This is a genomic window from Hominiventricola filiformis (assembly GCF_020686965.1).
GTDB classification, from domain to species: Bacteria; Bacillota; Clostridia; order Lachnospirales; family Lachnospiraceae; genus Hominiventricola; species Hominiventricola filiformis.
Window position 1 is genome coordinate 30,061 of record NZ_JAJEPS010000021.1, and the last position, 15,408, is coordinate 45,468.

At 38.2% G+C, this 15,408-nt stretch carries 14 protein-coding genes and 1 pseudogene; 13 read left to right on the forward strand and 2 right to left on the reverse strand.

Translation table 11 applies throughout. From position 1 onward, the window contains the following. Position 1 precedes the first annotated feature (1 nt). The 10 genes from LKD36_RS15000 (at position 2) to LKD36_RS15045 (ending at position 11,279) form a co-directional block, all read left to right on the forward strand. Positions 2-1,072 (forward strand): zinc-dependent alcohol dehydrogenase, encoded by a 1,071-nt coding sequence (locus tag LKD36_RS15000; protein WP_308460103.1) that lies wholly within the window; start codon positions 2-4, stop codon positions 1,070-1,072. 34 nt (positions 1,073-1,106) lie between these two features. Further along, complete coding sequence (locus LKD36_RS15005; protein WP_308460104.1) at positions 1,107-2,003, forward strand: HpcH/HpaI aldolase/citrate lyase family protein; 897 nt, start codon at positions 1,107-1,109, stop codon at positions 2,001-2,003. Positions 2,004-2,005: 2 nt separating this feature from the next. Further along, on the forward strand, positions 2,006-3,418 hold the full coding sequence (locus LKD36_RS15010) for an aldehyde dehydrogenase family protein (RefSeq protein ID WP_308460105.1): 1,413 nt from the start codon (positions 2,006-2,008) through the stop codon (positions 3,416-3,418). Between the two features lie 106 nt (positions 3,419-3,524). Continuing rightward, entirely contained in the window at positions 3,525-5,006 is a 1,482-nt protein-coding gene (locus LKD36_RS15015) for an ASKHA domain-containing protein (RefSeq protein ID WP_308460106.1), read from the forward strand. Then, positions 4,993-5,526, forward strand: a complete 534-nt coding sequence (locus LKD36_RS15020) for a DUF2284 domain-containing protein (RefSeq protein ID WP_308460107.1) — start codon at positions 4,993-4,995, stop codon at positions 5,524-5,526. Before LKD36_RS15015 ends, LKD36_RS15020 begins: the two co-directional genes overlap by 14 nt. 204 nt (positions 5,527-5,730) lie before the next feature. Then, positions 5,731-6,837, forward strand: a complete 1,107-nt coding sequence (locus LKD36_RS15025; RefSeq protein ID WP_308460108.1) for a cysteine desulfurase family protein — start codon at positions 5,731-5,733, stop codon at positions 6,835-6,837. 16 nt (positions 6,838-6,853) lie between these two features. Beyond that, on the forward strand, positions 6,854-8,287 hold the full coding sequence (locus tag LKD36_RS15030; protein ID WP_308460109.1) for a hypothetical protein: 1,434 nt from the start codon (positions 6,854-6,856) through the stop codon (positions 8,285-8,287). Between the two features lie 63 nt (positions 8,288-8,350). Then, positions 8,351-9,364 carry a TRAP transporter substrate-binding protein gene (locus LKD36_RS15035; protein WP_308460110.1) on the forward strand — a complete coding sequence of 338 codons (1,014 nt, stop codon included), beginning with the start codon at positions 8,351-8,353 and terminating at the stop codon, positions 9,362-9,364. A gap of 13 nt (positions 9,365-9,377) precedes the next feature. Beyond that, complete coding sequence (locus tag LKD36_RS15040; RefSeq protein WP_308460111.1) at positions 9,378-9,989, forward strand: TRAP transporter small permease; 612 nt, start codon at positions 9,378-9,380, stop codon at positions 9,987-9,989. 3 nt (positions 9,990-9,992) lie between these two features. Further along, positions 9,993-11,279 (forward strand): TRAP transporter large permease, encoded by a 1,287-nt coding sequence (locus tag LKD36_RS15045; RefSeq protein ID WP_308460112.1) that lies wholly within the window; start codon positions 9,993-9,995, stop codon positions 11,277-11,279. Between the two features lie 108 nt (positions 11,280-11,387). On the opposite strand, the gene LKD36_RS15050 is transcribed toward LKD36_RS15045, so the two are convergent. Continuing rightward, complete coding sequence (locus LKD36_RS15050; RefSeq protein ID WP_308460113.1) at positions 11,388-12,410, reverse strand: LacI family DNA-binding transcriptional regulator; 1,023 nt, start codon at positions 12,408-12,410, stop codon at positions 11,388-11,390. 265 nt (positions 12,411-12,675) lie between these two features. Between LKD36_RS15050 and LKD36_RS15055 the strand changes: the two genes are divergently transcribed. Beyond that, positions 12,676-13,377: a hypothetical protein gene (locus tag LKD36_RS15055; RefSeq protein WP_308460114.1), complete on the forward strand. Its 702-nt coding sequence runs from the start codon at positions 12,676-12,678 to the stop codon at positions 13,375-13,377. Here the strand turns inward: LKD36_RS15055 and LKD36_RS15060 are convergent. Next, positions 13,346-14,299, reverse strand: a complete 954-nt coding sequence (locus LKD36_RS15060) for an alpha/beta hydrolase (protein ID WP_308460115.1) — start codon at positions 14,297-14,299, stop codon at positions 13,346-13,348. The genes LKD36_RS15055 and LKD36_RS15060 overlap by 32 nt on opposite strands. A 159-nt stretch (positions 14,300-14,458) precedes the next feature. Here LKD36_RS15060 and LKD36_RS15065 point away from each other — a divergent pair, with 159 nt between their 5' ends. Together LKD36_RS15065 and tnpA are read left to right on the forward strand one after the other, a co-directional pair. Further along, complete coding sequence (locus LKD36_RS15065) at positions 14,459-14,962, forward strand: Gx transporter family protein (protein WP_308460116.1); 504 nt, start codon at positions 14,459-14,461, stop codon at positions 14,960-14,962. 154 nt (positions 14,963-15,116) lie between these two features. Further along, a pseudogene (tnpA, locus tag LKD36_RS15070) lies at positions 15,117-15,341 on the forward strand (IS200/IS605 family transposase); the annotation flags it as partial. Positions 15,342-15,408: the final 67 nt, after the last annotated feature.

The following is a 15,408-nucleotide window of genomic DNA, read 5'->3' on the forward strand; positions in this document are numbered from 1 at the left end:
TATGCAGAATATTCCTAAAAAAATGAAAGCAATGGTGCTGACCGCATACAATGAACTGGAACTTCAAGAAGTACCAGTACCAGTACCAGGTCCGAATGAAGTACTGTGTAAAATTCATTCGGTTGCTATCTGCGGTTCCGATCCACAGATTATCCGTGGTGACAGACCAGGTGAGTGGCCCCAACAGTTTCCACATATTCTTGGACATGAATGGGCAGGTGAAGTTGTCGCCCTTGGTGAAAATGTAAAAGAATACAAAATTGGTGACCGCGTAGCCGGCGAAGCACATGCGGGATGCGGATATTGTAAAAATTGTTTATCAGGAAATTACACCATTTGTCTGAATTATGGAAAATCTGAAACAGGTGCTCGTCACTATGGTTTTAACTATAATGGAGCAAACTGTGAGTATAATACTTATTTTACCAAGGCGATTCATAAGATTCCTGATGATTTAAGTTATGATTATGCTTCATTGGTTGATATTTGTGGTGTTGCACTTCACTGTGTAGAACTGACAGGGGTAACCCCTGCTGGTACAGTAGCGATTTTTGGACCTGGTCCTGCTGGAATTGCACTAATGCAGATAGTGAAAGGGCTTGGATGTGCGAGAACAATTATGATTGGCCGTGGAGACAGATTGCAGCATGCAAAAGAAGTTGGTGCTGATTATATTGTCGATATAAACAAAGAAGATCCAGTAGAGGCAGTGAAAGCAATCACGGGTGGCTTTGGAGCAGACGAGATATTTGAGTGTTCAGGAGCATCTGTGGCACCAGTTCAGGCAGTGAAAATGTTAAAACGTGGTGGACGTTTAGGTCTGATTGGTCATTACCATGATCCGGAATTAAAATTCCCTAATCTGGTGGATCTTATTAGTAATGAGATTTCTATCTTTGGTAGCCGTGCAAATCCTGGAGTATCTGAAAAAGTAATCTCTATGCTGGAACGTAAAGTAATTGATGGAAGTACACTTGTGACGCATACTTTTCCACTGGAACAGTACAAAGAGGCACTGGATGTATTTGTCGGAAGAAAAGATCATAGTTTGAAGGTAGTTATTAACCCTTAAAGGGAATTAAAGAAAATAGAAGGGATGGATTCCTATGAGTGATAAGTTTTTACGACGTTCGTTGTTATATGTTCCGGGAAGCTCTCAGAAAATGATTAGTAAAGCACAAACGATAACAGCGGATGCAGTAATCTTTGATTTGGAAGATGCCGTTAGTATTTCTGAGAAAGATCAGGCAAGAGACAATGTTACGAGAGCACTTTCTGAGATGAAAAACTCAGGAAAAGAGATTATTGTCCGGATTAATGCAATGGATACTCTTTGGGGATATAAGGATATAATGGCAATTGCCAGCTTATATCCAGACGCAATTATTCTTCCTAAGGCAAATGAAAATTCGTTGATTACTGCAGATATGATGCTGGGGGCAATGGAGAAAGAACTTGGTGCAGAATTATATACAATAAAATTGATTCCGTTATTTGAAACGACATATTCAATTGCAAATGCATATCAGGTTCTTGGCGCAACACCTAGAATTGACGGTGTACAGCTTGGTGCAGAAGATTTAACCAAAGAACAGGAAATCACACGCACCACTAGCGGGGCAGAGATTCTTTATGCAAGACAGCAGCTTGCTATGGCTGCCCGTGCTAGATGTATTGATATTATTGATACACCGTATACTGGAATTAAAGATTTGGATGGTTTGAAAAAAGATACAGAACTTGTTAAATCTATTGGATTTACAGGAAAAACATGTATTCATCCAACACATATTGAAGTGATCAATGAAGTATTTTCCCCGACTGCTGAAGAAATAGAAAATGCAAATGGCATTTTAGCGGCATTTGAGGAAGCTATTAATGATGGTAAAGGTGCCTGCATGTATAAGAATAAGATGGTAGATGCTCCAGTGGCAGAACGTGCAGAGCGCATCATAAAAAAAGCAAAACGAATTCAAACACAGGGGATTGAAAGGAGAGTATAATAATGGAAATTTCTGCTTCTACTTCAGAATATATCGCTGGTTTAGTACAGCGCGCAAGAGTGGCAATGGATCAGATTCAGGATCTGACACAGGAAGACGTTCGTCGAATTTCAAAGGCAATCGGTTGGCTGGCTGTTAATAAGGCTGAAGAGTGGGCTGATTTCATGTATGAAGAAACAGGTATGGGACGCATTCAGAGTAAAATCGACCGTACAAAAGGACGTGCGCGTGGTCTGACTCGTGATCATATGAATGCAAAGACTGTTGGGGTTGTAGAGGTTGACGAGGATAAACAATTAGTTAAAATTGCAAAACCAGTTGGTGTTGTAGCTTCTTTGGTTCCGACGACTGTTCCTATGGGAGTTGTATTCATTGGTGCAATGAATGCAATTATGGGAAGAAATGCAACTGTATTTTCCCCACATCCGCGTGCAAAGAAATCTACTATGAAAGCATGCGAAGATATCCGTGCATTGCTGCGGAAGATGGGATATCCGGAGGATTTACTTATTTGTATTGAGGAGCCAAGTCTTGAGAAAACGAACTCTTTAATGCAGCAGGCAGATTTAATTGTTGCTACTGGCGGAAAACCAATGGTTAAAGCTGCTTATTCTTCTGGAACACCGGCTTTTGGTGTGGGTGCAGGTAATGTTGTGGTTGTTATTGATGAAACAGCAGATATTAAGGATGCAGCTCAGAAGATCATGACAGCACAGCTGAATGATTACGCAATCGGATGTTCTACTGAGAATTCTATGGTTATAGAGAAAAACATCTATGATGATATGATTGCTGCTTGTAAAGAAACAGGTGCATATGTATGTAATGCTGAGGAAAAAGCAAAATTACAGGCATTCCTTTGGACTGCACCCCATAAACTGAATCCAAATGCTATTTGCTTGCCGGCACCAGAGATGGCAAGGAGAGCTGGATTTGAGATTCCAGAAGATTCTAATTGGCTTATTGTAGAAGAAACTGGATATGGTGAAGAGTATCCATTCTCAGGAGAGAAGCTATCTGTAGTAGTAACTGCATACAAATATAATGAGTTTAATGATGCCATCGAACTGGTTAATGGTATTCAGGCATATAGTGGAGCAGGACATTCTTGCGGTATCCACAGTTTCAATGATGATCATATAATGGAGTATGCACTTAGAACACATACTAGCCGTGTTGCGGTAAGAATGACAGTTGGAACTTCAAATGCTGGTAATTGGAATAATGGTATGCCATTCACTATCAATCTGGGATGTGGAACCTGGGGTGGTAATATTACCTCAGAGAACGTAACGTGGAAAAATTATATTAATACTACGTGGGTTGCTCGTGAGATTGCTAACTACAAAGTCCCAACAGATGAGGAATTATTTGGAAATGTAATGACCGATCCGGTGTTTAAAGGACTGTTATAAGTAATTGTGTAAAAAGCACCGGACTCGCATATAATGCGATCCGGTGCTTTTTATGGTATATATCCAGTGTTAAAATGTGTAAACTGTATTTAAAGAAGGAAAACACATGATAAATCAACTGAGAGTAAAGCAGAGGGACGAATATTACAGTTTAGAGGTAGAAAGCGGCAGCAATCTTCTGGATGTTCTCCGTCGAGAGAACTATTTTATTGAAACACCCTGTGGAGGAAGAGGTGTTTGCGGAAAGTGCAGAGTGACAGTGAATGGACAGACAGCTCTGGCATGTCAAACAGTTATTGATAGAGATATGCTGGTTGAACTGCAGAATGAGGAGAAGACTGATATTCTGATGACAGGCATTTCTGTGCAAGGAGTTCTTGATGGAACGCATTTATATGTTATGGCATTTGATATCGGAACAACGACCATTGTTGGATATCTGATGAATGGAATAAGTGGAGAGTTGTTGACCCAAGTAAGTAGTTTGAATCCTCAAAAAGCTTATGGAGCAGATGTGATTTCCAGAATACAGTATGCAATAACTACTGATGCAGAAGAATTAAGAAAAATGATATGCGGAACGCTGTTAGAATTACTTAATGAAGCAGCAAAAAGTGTAAAAATCAAAACCGATGAAATTGCATTGGTTTCGATTGTAGGGAATACTGCTATGCATCATTTACTTCTTGGAATTGATGTAAAATCATTGATAACACCACCGTATATGCCGAAAGTATATGAAGCTGTAGAACTTGCCATGCAAAAATTGTTTTCGGAACATACAGAAGGAGTTGTGAGAATTCTGCCGAATATTGCCGGATTTGTTGGAGCAGATACAGTAGGATGTCTTGTTGCAACACGATTTGATCATTTGAAGAAAATGACACTCTTGATTGATATTGGCACTAACGGAGAGATGGTGCTGGGAAATTGGCAACGAAGAATAGCCTGCTCTACTGCAGCGGGACCGGCCTTTGAAGGAGCAAATATTCAGTGCGGTATGCGCGGGCAGAAAGGTGCAATAGATCATGTAGAAGTGCAAGACGGAAAGCTTGTGTTCCATGTGATAGGAGGAGGAGTCGCGAAAGGATTTTGTGGATCGGGACTATTAGATTTAGTGGCATCTCTTTTGCAGATTGGCGAAATTGATGGAAGTGGCCGGCTAATGAATGGCAAAGAATATCGTTTAAGTGATACGGATGTATACTTGACACAGAAAGATGTCCGGGAGGTACAACTCGCGAAAGCAGCTATACGTGCAGGAATTGAACTGCTGACAAAAAAGATTGGAATAAGTATTTCAAAAATTGAAAAGGTATATTTAGCTGGAGCTTTTGGAAATTATATGAATCCAAAATCAGCATGCCTGATAGGAATGATTCCAATTTGTTTGTTAGATCGAATTGAAGGGATTGGTAACGCAGCAGGTGAAGGCGCAAAATTATGTGCTTTGAGCAAAACAGAATATGAGTACAGTAAGATACTAGCTTCTGAAACAGAGTTTTTGGAATTGGCATCTTTAACAGAATTTCAGGATGTGTTTGTAGATTCATTAAAATTTACAGAGGAAAATGATGAATATTTATGAGAAAATTGTAGATATTGGAGAAGCATTCGGGTTCAAAGTTGGTAAATTAAATGTAAAGACAATCGAAGTGCGTCAAGAAATCAGAATGATGTGTGAAAAAAATATTTGCGGTATGTATGCTCTTAACTGGAGTTGCCCGCCGGGGTGTGGAAGTTTAAAAGAGTGTCAAAAAAAAATCTCTAAGTATACACAGGGAATCTTGGTACAAACAATTGGAGATACAGAAGACGAGTTTGATGTAGAAGGAATGCTGGAAATAGAAAGGCGGCATAAAGAGGCATTTCTGAAATTCTATGAAGAACTGAAAACATATTTTTCTGATGTTTTAGCACTTGGCAGTGGATGTTGTACAAGGTGCCTCAAATGCTCATATACAGATACGGCCTGTCGTTTCCCAGATCAGCAAATTTCGTCTATGGAAGCATATGGAATTTTAGTCTTGCAAGTCTGTCGGGATAATCAGATGGATTATTATTATGGGCCGAAAAAAATTGCATATACTGGATGTTTTTTGTTCTGATAGTGGGAACAATAGGAATAACAATTGACATAGTTTGTAGTTGTATATATAATGAGATTATAAAATGTATACGTATACATTTTATGGCACAAAAAAGTAATATAAGTCTTAGAAAAATTAGCAAAGATAAAGATCAAGGTTATTTTTTTTGGACAATAATGTATACGTATACATTACGAAGCCGTGGAAAGAGAGCGAATAGGAATGATTTATCTGGATAATTGTGCAACAACAGAAGTTGATATTGACGTAGCAGATTCTGCCTATAAAATGATGACAGAATGTTATGGAAATGCTTCGTCTCCTTACGGATTTGGTCGAGATGCTCTTCACAAAATAACGGAAGCAAGATATCAGGTAGCTCAAGTGATAGCAGCCCCAACAGAAAGAGTTTTTTTTACTTCAGGGGGGACGGAAGCAAATAATTTAGCTATCCAGGGAAGTCTTGGAACATTTGCAGCGAAAGGAAAAATCATAACAACATCAATTGAACATGCATCCGTTTTAGATGCATGTAAGTATATGGGGCTACAGGGATATGAAGTAGTGTTTGTTTCTCCACGAAATGGAAAAATTGAAGCCAAAGATATAATTGACCAAGTGGATAAAGATACAAGATTAGTCTCTGTTATGGCTGTTAATAATGAAACGGGAGAAATACTTCCAGTAAAAGAAATTTCATATGGGGTGAAAAAAAAGAATCCAAAGGTATATTTTCACTGTGATTGTATTCAGGCCTACGGGAAACTATCTGTTAGTTTGAATGATATTCCAGCGGATTTTATTACCATGAGTGCTCATAAGATACATGGACCGAAGGGGTGTGGGGCTATTTATATTCGAAATCAAATACCTTTTAAGCCACTTTGTTATGGCGGAAAACAGGAAAGCATGATTCGTCCAGGCACTGAAAATGCAGCAGGAATCGTTGCATTTGGGAAAGCAGCAAACAATGCTCTGAAGGATATGAACAAAAATTGGTCCTATGTACATAAATTAAATCAGTATTTGAGAGATGAGCTGCACAAAGTGAACGATGCGGTGATTAATTCGCCCGAAAATGCACTGCCCTATGTATTAAATGTATCATTACCGCGATTGACTACTGAAGAATGGTTACATGTATTTCGGATGAACAATATATGTATTTCAGGAAGTTCCGCATGTGGGCGGGGAGAAAAAAGTCGTGTAATTAGAGAAATGGGCATTACCGGGCGAAGAGCGGATAGTGTTTTGAGAATTGGATTAAGCAAAAAAAACACGAAAGAAGAACTTGATATTTTAATGAAAATAATAAAAAATGTATATTAAGAAAGGAAACAAAATTATGAGCAAACTTAACGCAGACAGTACTCTGAACGTGAAACTGGTTGTGAAACCGATCCTTTTTACCATGTATCATATAAATGCATATATGGGACCGTGTCGTTATGGAGAAGGTTATGAATTAACTACAGAAGCTGATATGGAAAATGCACAGCGCGAATTTGAAATATTCAAAGAAGAACTCAAAGAATTAAATCCAGATAACGTTCAGCTTCTCGATCCGGTGATCATTCACTGGAATGAAGATTTTGTATTAAAAGAGTCTGAGATGGAAAAAGCTGTTGAAGAAGATGAGAAGACTGATTTTTATTTAATTAGAGGTTTGCGGATTTCTTCCTATTTTGCGGTGGAGCTGTCAAAACATACAAATAAACCAATCGGACATACTCCAAATAAATCGGCATTTTCAAAATGCGATCATGTTGATATGACTGCACATTTATATGCGGAAGGAAAAAAAGGCTATGCATTTCTTGATTTTGAGGAAATGAATCGAACATTTGCAGCACTTAGAGTGAAAAAAGCTCTTGCTTCCACGAAAGTATTCTTCCCATTGAAAAGTGCTATGTTAACATTTGGATGTCAGAGTTCATATCTGACTCTGGACGGAGTTACAAATAAATTTGGGGTACGTTTTGCACATGTAAATTCAGATGAAGTATTTCAGTGGATGGATCAAATGACGCAAGAAGAGAGAGAAAAGGCTAAAAAACTTGCTGATGAACTGGTTGAAAAATCTCAAGGTGTGCACATGCCCGTAGAGTATATTAAAAATGACATAGAGTATTTTGAAACCATTAAGAAAATGATGAAATATTATGAGTGCAATGCTTTTACAATGCCTTGTTTTGAAGTTTGTGCTACAAGAGAACTAGATAAGAGAAAATTAACATTCTGTCTTGCACACTCATTATTTAAGGATGAAGGAATTGCATCTGCCTGTGCAGGAGATGTAGGTAGTGTTCTTGCAATTACAATTTTAATGAACATTTCTAGAAAAGCACCATATATGGGAAATACAATGGTTCTTGATAAAAACACCAATCAGTGCCGGACACTTCATGATGTAGCCAGTGCAAAAATGAAAGGCTATGATCAACCGGATTTGCCTACAGAATTTGTTTCCTTTACTATGAATTCATGGGGAACTACGATGCGTTATGATTTTGCACGAGATAATGGCGAATCGCTCACATTAATTAATTTGAGTCCGGACATGAAAAAAATTATGGTCTCTAAAGCAACAATTAATGGATGCGACGATTATTTAACACCAGAATGTAAGCATGCAGTAAGGTATACTGTAAAAGATGCTAAACGATTCCATGAATGTCAAAAATATGTAGGACACCATTTTGCACTTGTATATGGAGATTATGTGCAGGAAGTCAAGGATTTTGCGAAGGAATGTGATCTGGAAGTTCTGGAAGCATAATAACGAGGAGTCCTGAAGGATGGGGTCTTTCAGGGCTCTTTCTAGTATGGAGGTGAATTTTGTATGGGGCGCAAAAGAATAACTCTTATAGCTATTGTTATGATAGGAATTATAACAATGACAGGATGCGGACCAAAAGAAGAAGAAAAATTAAAGGTCAGGATTGCACATGATAACAATGTAAACACTCCTTTACATAAAGCATTTTTAAAATATGAAGAACTTGTAGAAGAGCGATCTGATGGAAAAATTGATATTATTCTTTTCCCTGGCTCTCAGATGGGAAGCGTTCAGGATACATTTGAACAGTGTCGAAGGGGAGATATCGAAATGAGTGGTTCCACTACAAGTAACTTTATTCAGGCTATTCCAGAACTTGCGGTGTGGGAGAGTTTTTATCTATTTGATGATTCTGCTCATGCAAAAAGAGTTTTTGAAAGTGAAATAGGAAAGAAGATGCTGGAACCTCTGGAACGTATGGACCTTCAGGGAATTGGATATATGGAACTTGGATTTCGTAATTTCTCTAATAGTAAGCATCCAATTATAAAAGCGGATGATTTGAAAGGTCTAAAAATCCGAGGATACAATCCTATACAAATAGAAGCATGGGAAGCATTGGGAGTAAATACTACTAGTGTAAGTTGGAATGAACTGTTTACCTCGTTACAGCAAAAAATGATAGACGGTCAGGAATGCGCAACCAATAGTTTTTACACAGAAAAATTTTATGAAGCACAAAAGTATTGGTCACTGACAAAACATGTGTTTACAAATTATTTATGGTATGCAAATAAGGATTTTATGGAGAGCATTTCTGAAGAGGAAAGAAGTATCCTTCTGGAATGTGCCAAAGAGGCAATCGATTATAATTGGCAGTTAGTAGATGAAATAGAAGAAGATACTCTAAAAAAACTGGAACAAGAAGGTGTACATATTAACGAAGTTGACATAGAGGAACGCCGTAAGATGGGAACTTTGATGAATGAAAGGACAAAGGAAGATATTGTTTCTCTCTGTGGAGAGGAAATATACACTACCTTTATGAAAGCGGTAGAAGAACAACGAGACAACTAAAGGGGGTAGTTTTTTGAAAAAATTAATAAAATGGCTTGATGTGAATTTTGAGGCCGTATTAATGGTCGTTTTTTTTACAATGATGATTATTTTGATAACGATACAGGTGCTTCTTCGATTTGTTTTTAAGACAGGTTTTTCATGGGGAGAGGAAGTTGCCAGAATTCTTTTTTTATGGATGTCGTTTTCGAGTTTTGGCTATCTTACCAGAAATAGCCGTCATGTGCGAGTTGGATTTTTAGTGGGAAAGATAAAAGAGGATGTCCAGAAAAAAATTTTGTTTATTTGTGATTTATTATTTTTGATTTTCTCTGTTGCAGGATTAAAAGCAGTGATTAATTTATGTATTGATGCAGCAAAATATCACGATAAGCTGATAGCGATACCATGGAATTATAATGTTTTGTATCTGGCTGGCGTTCTTGGCTTTTTTATGATGGTAATGAGAAATATCCAGATTCTCATCTGGAAAATTCGAAACTGGAATTCTGATTTAGAACGTTTTATCAATTATGATGGCATCTATTATGATAATAATAGAGTATTTTGTCAGCCTGAAAAAAAAGATTTTCTGGAAAAAAAAGAAGAATTGTTGGAAAAATATGAATCGGGACAGGGGGAATAGGATATGATAGCTGGTATATTGTTTATTTCGCTTATATTGTTCTTATTACTTTCAGTGCCTATAGGCGTAAGTTTGGGGTTGTCTTCTTTGGCAGTCATCACAACACAGAATCCAATCAGTATGGAAACATTTGTACAGGCTATGATTCAAGGTCTTAATTCATTTCCGTTGATGGCTGTTCCTCTTTTTACTTTTGCAGGAGAAGTAATGGGAAAAGGAGGTATTTCCAAAAGACTGATAGATGTTTCCAGTTTGCTGACCGGAAGGTTTACTGGCGGTCTTGGAATCGTAACGATAATTACTTCACTGTTTTTTGCTGCAATAGCTGGAACTGGTTCAGCGGCGGTTGCAGCCATCGGTCTGATCATGATACCAACTATGGTTACGAAGGGATACGATAAGGGATATGCAAGTGCTCTGGTTGCTACTGCAGGAACGGTAGGTGTAATTATTCCCCCGAGTGTTTGTATGGTCGTTTATGCTGTAGCAGCAGGTGCATCTATCAGTGGACTATTTATGGCTGGAATTGTGCCAGGAATTTTGATAGGTATAGGATTGATAATATATTCTGTAATATATTCCAAAAAACATGGATATAAAGGTGAAAATAAAAAATACACGGCAAAAGAGGCAGCAAAAACAATTATAAGTGCAATTCCAGGATTAATGATGCCAGTTATTATTTTGGGTGGAATCTATGGTGGTATTTTCACACCAACTGAAGCGGCAGCAATTGCGGGTATTTACGGTGTTTTAATTGGAATTTATGTGTATAAGGAAATTAAATATCAAGATTTATTGTATTTAGCTTTCCGTTCTGTACTTATGAGTGCACCAGTTCTTATGATTATTGGTATTTCGACAGGATTTGGAAGAATTTTAACAATCACTCAGGTCCCAGCGGCGATTGCAAATATGATTCTTGGCATTACAAATAGTAAGATATTAGTATTATTATTAATAAATGTGCTGCTTTTAATTGTGGGCACTTTCATGGAAACTAATGCTGCAATTATTATATTGACACCAATTTTACTTCCAATCGTAACAATGTTAGGTGTTGATCTGATTCATTTTGGAATTATTGTTGTTATGAACTTATCAATAGGATTTATTACACCACCGCTGGGAGCAAATTTATTTATGGCATGTCAGGTGGGGGAGATATCATTTGATGAATTAGTAAAGAAAATTTGGCCATGGATTTTTGTAATGATAGTATTGCTAATGATGATTACATATATTCCAGAAATTTCTTTGTGTCTTCCTAAAGCTCTAGGAATGATTTAAGTTGAATATTTAAATAAAAAGCATAATTGCTACGAAGTGATAGGAAATATCATTAGAAGCAATTATGCTTTTTTGCATATCTGGTAACTATGCTATTATAAAATTAAATTATGCAGTGGTCCTTGTAATTAAAGTACAAGGAAAAAGTGTAAGATTAGATTCTTGAGAATATTTTTCCGGGGACATGAGAAGTTCGCAAGTATAAGAAATCATATCATCTATTGGTTGAGAAAAGGAAGTAATGTCATATGATTGATAAGATGCCAGATCAATATCGTCAAAACCGATTACCGCAATATCATCGGGAATGCTAAGGTGATAATTATGACGAATACAATCAATGACACCAGCACAAACGAGATCACTGATACAAAAAATTGCATCGGGGAGAAGATCCTGTTCTTTTACAAGGTGATGAAAAGCACTAATTCCAGCTTCATAAGTATAGTCGCTATGATAAATTGTAACATCTGTAATTCCACGTTCACGTAGGCGAGAGAGGAAGCCTTCTTTACGTTTTAAAGTAGTTGAAGCTGTGTCAAAACCACCAATAAATGCAAGACGACGATGTCCTTTCATCACAAAATAATCAGCACAATCACGACCTGCCTGAAAGTTGTCGCAACAAACAGACTGAATTTTAGAACTATTTATTTGACGATTAAATAAAACCACTGGTATACCAAAATTTAAACAGGTATCAGCGATAGTGCTGCTTAAATTAATGGAAGTAATCAAAATGCCATCCACTCTGTATTGAAGAACCTGAGTAATCATCTGTTGAAGATTATCAGGATTATCTAAATAGAAATAAAGAATCTGTTTTCCAAACTTACGAAGTTGAATAGATAGTTTGGTTAAAACTTTTGCATAAAAAGGGTTTGTGGTGTTCTGCATTATAACGGCAATAATATTAGTATTGTTTGAAATTAAACTTCTTGCAATTGCATCGGGCGTGTAATTTAAGCTAAGAGCCGCATTTAAAACTTTTTCTCTAGTAGTTGGCTTCATCTTAGAAGATGGATCGAATGCACGTGAAACAGTTGCCTGTGACACACCGACCAAGCGAGCAACATCCATGGATGTATTACGACTATTCTTTTGTTGATTATTAAGGTTGTTGTCTGACATAATAGAATCCCTTCTATGAAAATTTAAACACTACACTATAAATCGCGGAAAATATTAAGATCAAGAATATAAACTATACTTATTTTATCATTGACAAACAAGAATAGCAAGAAAAATGAATACGTATACATTTTAAGAGATTCAGTTATTTTTAATTATATGGAGAGGGGAATGAATGATGATGCTTTACTTGACGGGATACAGAAGCAGGGAGTAAGCTTATAGTAGGGGATATAGTAGAAAAAACAAACAGGGGGGAAAGAAGATGAAATTACAGAAAGTAAAGAAAACTGCAATTGGAATATTATTATTTTTTACTTTGTCTGGTCTGTGCGGGTGCGGCAGCAGATCTGAAGAGCCTGTTCTCCTGGAACAGCACCAACAGCAAAATCAGCAGGAAATCGAAGAGGCTGAGGAAGAACAGGACGAAGAAAACAACGAAGAACAACTGCCGGTGGAAAGTGAAATGATGCCGGAGGAAGAAGATTCAGAGGTGTTGTCAGAGTTTGATATAAGAAATAAAGATGTCTGGAAAATGCCAATTTGTGAAGACAGCAGAATCTTGATTAAATATATGGATGGTCCACAGCCGGGCAATACAGAACATAAGCCGGCTGATGACTGGTATCATGATATATCCTATTCAGGATTTACACCTGGTGATGAGGATGTAGAAGTCCTGGATTTTGGAGGTGACGAGATCTATTTTGTTATGGCTAATCCAGAATATGGAGGTTTGAACGTCTATACAGTGGATGGAGTCGGTGTATGTTGGGACACAAAGGCTGTATTTATCAGGTGCTCCTCAGAATATGATCCTGATTGGAAAGGCTCTGGTGCAAGAGTGACGGTAACTGGTGATCTGGATTTTCATTATCGGATTAAATACGATCAGCTCACTTATGAGGCGCAGTCTGCAGCCGGCGTGCAGGTGCTTATGGAAGACTGGGAGGTTCTGGTGCAATAAGGAATGAATGCAGAAAGGAAAGCAGAAGTTCTGTCATCTCATCAGCGGCACCACTTTGTAATTCATGAAACACATCATGGCGGGCATGAGCAATCAGTTTCAGCTGAACATTGTTCATGCCTGCTTTTTTCATAATCTTTGCAACCGTTTTCACACCTTCACCAAAACTACCGACAGGATCCGCTGCTCCGGAAAGCAGTAACACTGGAAACTCCTTCGGAAGGGATGCATAGGCTTCTGGCTGTGCAGTACGCTGCATGGCATCCAGCAGCTGCCAAAACAGACCAGAAGAAATATTGGCACGTCGGAGTGGATCGGACATGTAAGCTTCCAGCTCCTGCTCATCAGAGCAGAGCCAGTCGAAATCCGTTCCGGCCGGTTTGAATTTCTGATTATAGGTTTCAAAAGATAATTTGTGAATCAATGGTGTTGTATTGTTGAAACCCTCTTTTTTAAATTCACGTTCTACCAGTTTTTTGATGCCGGACAGTAGCAGGGACGGCTGGGTACCTGTGCCCATAATAACAGCAGCTGACGGAATGGTATATCCGCTGCTCAGATAATCTCTTACCAGGAAAGATCCCAGAGAAAATCCCATAAGTACCAGAGGAACACCTAGGAAGCGTGATGTCAGCTGTTCCGAAAATGCCTGTATATCGGCAAGGGTCTGGGTCCATCCTGCTTCACCAAAAGATGCACAGTCCGGGCGTCCCGGGTTTCGTCCATGTCCCGGCAGATCAAATCCCGCGGTAACAATCCCCTGTTCGGTAAGCTTTTCTGCCAGTTTCTCATAGCGTCCCATATGTTCTGTCATTCCGTGGGTAATCTGGAAAAGTAACTTTGGTGTCTTTTCCGGAAGCCAGATGACAGCCGACAGGGAATTTCCTGCCGTACCGGTAAATGTAAAAAGTTCTTTTTTCATAGTAAACCACTTCTTTCAAGAAAACATTATATACGAAAGAGTGAGAAAGGTCAAAGAGGAACGAAGAATCACAGTTCCTTTTGGCTGTTAGTACTGTTATAGTTGTATTTTACAAATCCATATATTATAATTTGAACATATAGTATATGAGGATATTTTATGAGAAATGATAAAACAAGACGGCTGGCACTGATGGGACTTTTGACATCCCTTGGTCTGATTGCCGGATATATTGAATTTTTGATTCCCATTCCGCTTGGGATACCTGGTGTAAAACCGGGACTTGCCAATATCGTGATCGTATGGGCACTGTACACATTGACTCCAGTGGAAGCAATCTGCGTGAACATGATGCGGATTTTCCTTTCTGGATTTCTCTTTGGAAACTTGTCCATGATTCTTTATAGTCTCTCAGGTGCTGTAGTCAGTTTCCTGACGATGCTGCTGGCAAAAAAAAGCGGTGCATTCAGTATTTACGGTGTGAGTATGATAGGTGGTGTTATGCATAACGTGGGTCAGCTTTTTATGGCCATGCTGGTGCTGGAATCCGTGAATCTTATCTATTATGGTCCCGTGCTGCTGGCAGCAGGCGTGATTACCGGATTGCTGATCGGTGTGGTATCGGCGGAAGTGAAGAAACGGGTGCCGATAAGCCATGTGTGATAAAATAAGATTGTGTATAAGATTATCCAGTGTGTCGTAAACCCCCTTGCTTTAGCTATGGGGATATAAGACACTTCCATCGAATTTACGCAAGTAACCCCCGATGGAACAAAATATCCTCGTATTAGATTTAAAAATGGCATATAATACATATATGAATATTACATATAAATCCAATAGCAATGTAGTCTATTCTTGTAAATACCATGTTGTTTGGTGTCCTAAGTATAGACGCAAAATTTTAACAAATGGAATAGATACCAGATTAAAGGAACTTCTCCTTGCATATGCTGCAAATATTTCTGTAGACATCATGGAAATGGAAATCATGCCGGATCATGTACACATACTCATGGAAGTAGACCCTCAGTTTGCTATTCTTTAAGTGTTGTCTGTAAGTCGTTTGTAAAAATATCATCTCCGGCGCACAATCATTTTCTACCAAA

Excerpts from the sequence above, each read along its gene's own strand:
- LKD36_RS15025 (WP_308460108.1), top strand. The coding sequence starts at position 5,731 with ATGATTTATCTGGATAATTGTGCAACAACAGAAGTTGATATTGACGTA.
- LKD36_RS15050 (WP_308460113.1), bottom strand. The coding sequence starts at position 12,410 with ATGTCAGACAACAACCTTAATAATCAACAAAAGAATAGTCGTAATACA.
- LKD36_RS15000 (WP_308460103.1), top strand. The coding sequence starts at position 2 with ATGCAGAATATTCCTAAAAAAATGAAAGCAATGGTGCTGACCGCATAC.
- LKD36_RS15035 (WP_308460110.1), top strand. The coding sequence starts at position 8,351 with ATGGGGCGCAAAAGAATAACTCTTATAGCTATTGTTATGATAGGAATT.
- LKD36_RS15010 (WP_308460105.1), top strand. The coding sequence starts at position 2,006 with ATGGAAATTTCTGCTTCTACTTCAGAATATATCGCTGGTTTAGTACAG.
- LKD36_RS15065 (WP_308460116.1), top strand. The coding sequence starts at position 14,459 with ATGAGAAATGATAAAACAAGACGGCTGGCACTGATGGGACTTTTGACA.
- LKD36_RS15055 (WP_308460114.1), top strand. The coding sequence starts at position 12,676 with ATGAAATTACAGAAAGTAAAGAAAACTGCAATTGGAATATTATTATTT.
- LKD36_RS15005 (WP_308460104.1), top strand. The coding sequence starts at position 1,107 with ATGAGTGATAAGTTTTTACGACGTTCGTTGTTATATGTTCCGGGAAGC.
- LKD36_RS15060 (WP_308460115.1), bottom strand. The coding sequence starts at position 14,299 with ATGAAAAAAGAACTTTTTACATTTACCGGTACGGCAGGAAATTCCCTG.
- LKD36_RS15030 (WP_308460109.1), top strand. The coding sequence starts at position 6,854 with ATGAGCAAACTTAACGCAGACAGTACTCTGAACGTGAAACTGGTTGTG.
- LKD36_RS15045 (WP_308460112.1), top strand. The coding sequence starts at position 9,993 with ATGATAGCTGGTATATTGTTTATTTCGCTTATATTGTTCTTATTACTT.
- LKD36_RS15015 (WP_308460106.1), top strand. The coding sequence starts at position 3,525 with ATGATAAATCAACTGAGAGTAAAGCAGAGGGACGAATATTACAGTTTA.
- LKD36_RS15020 (WP_308460107.1), top strand. The coding sequence starts at position 4,993 with ATGAATATTTATGAGAAAATTGTAGATATTGGAGAAGCATTCGGGTTC.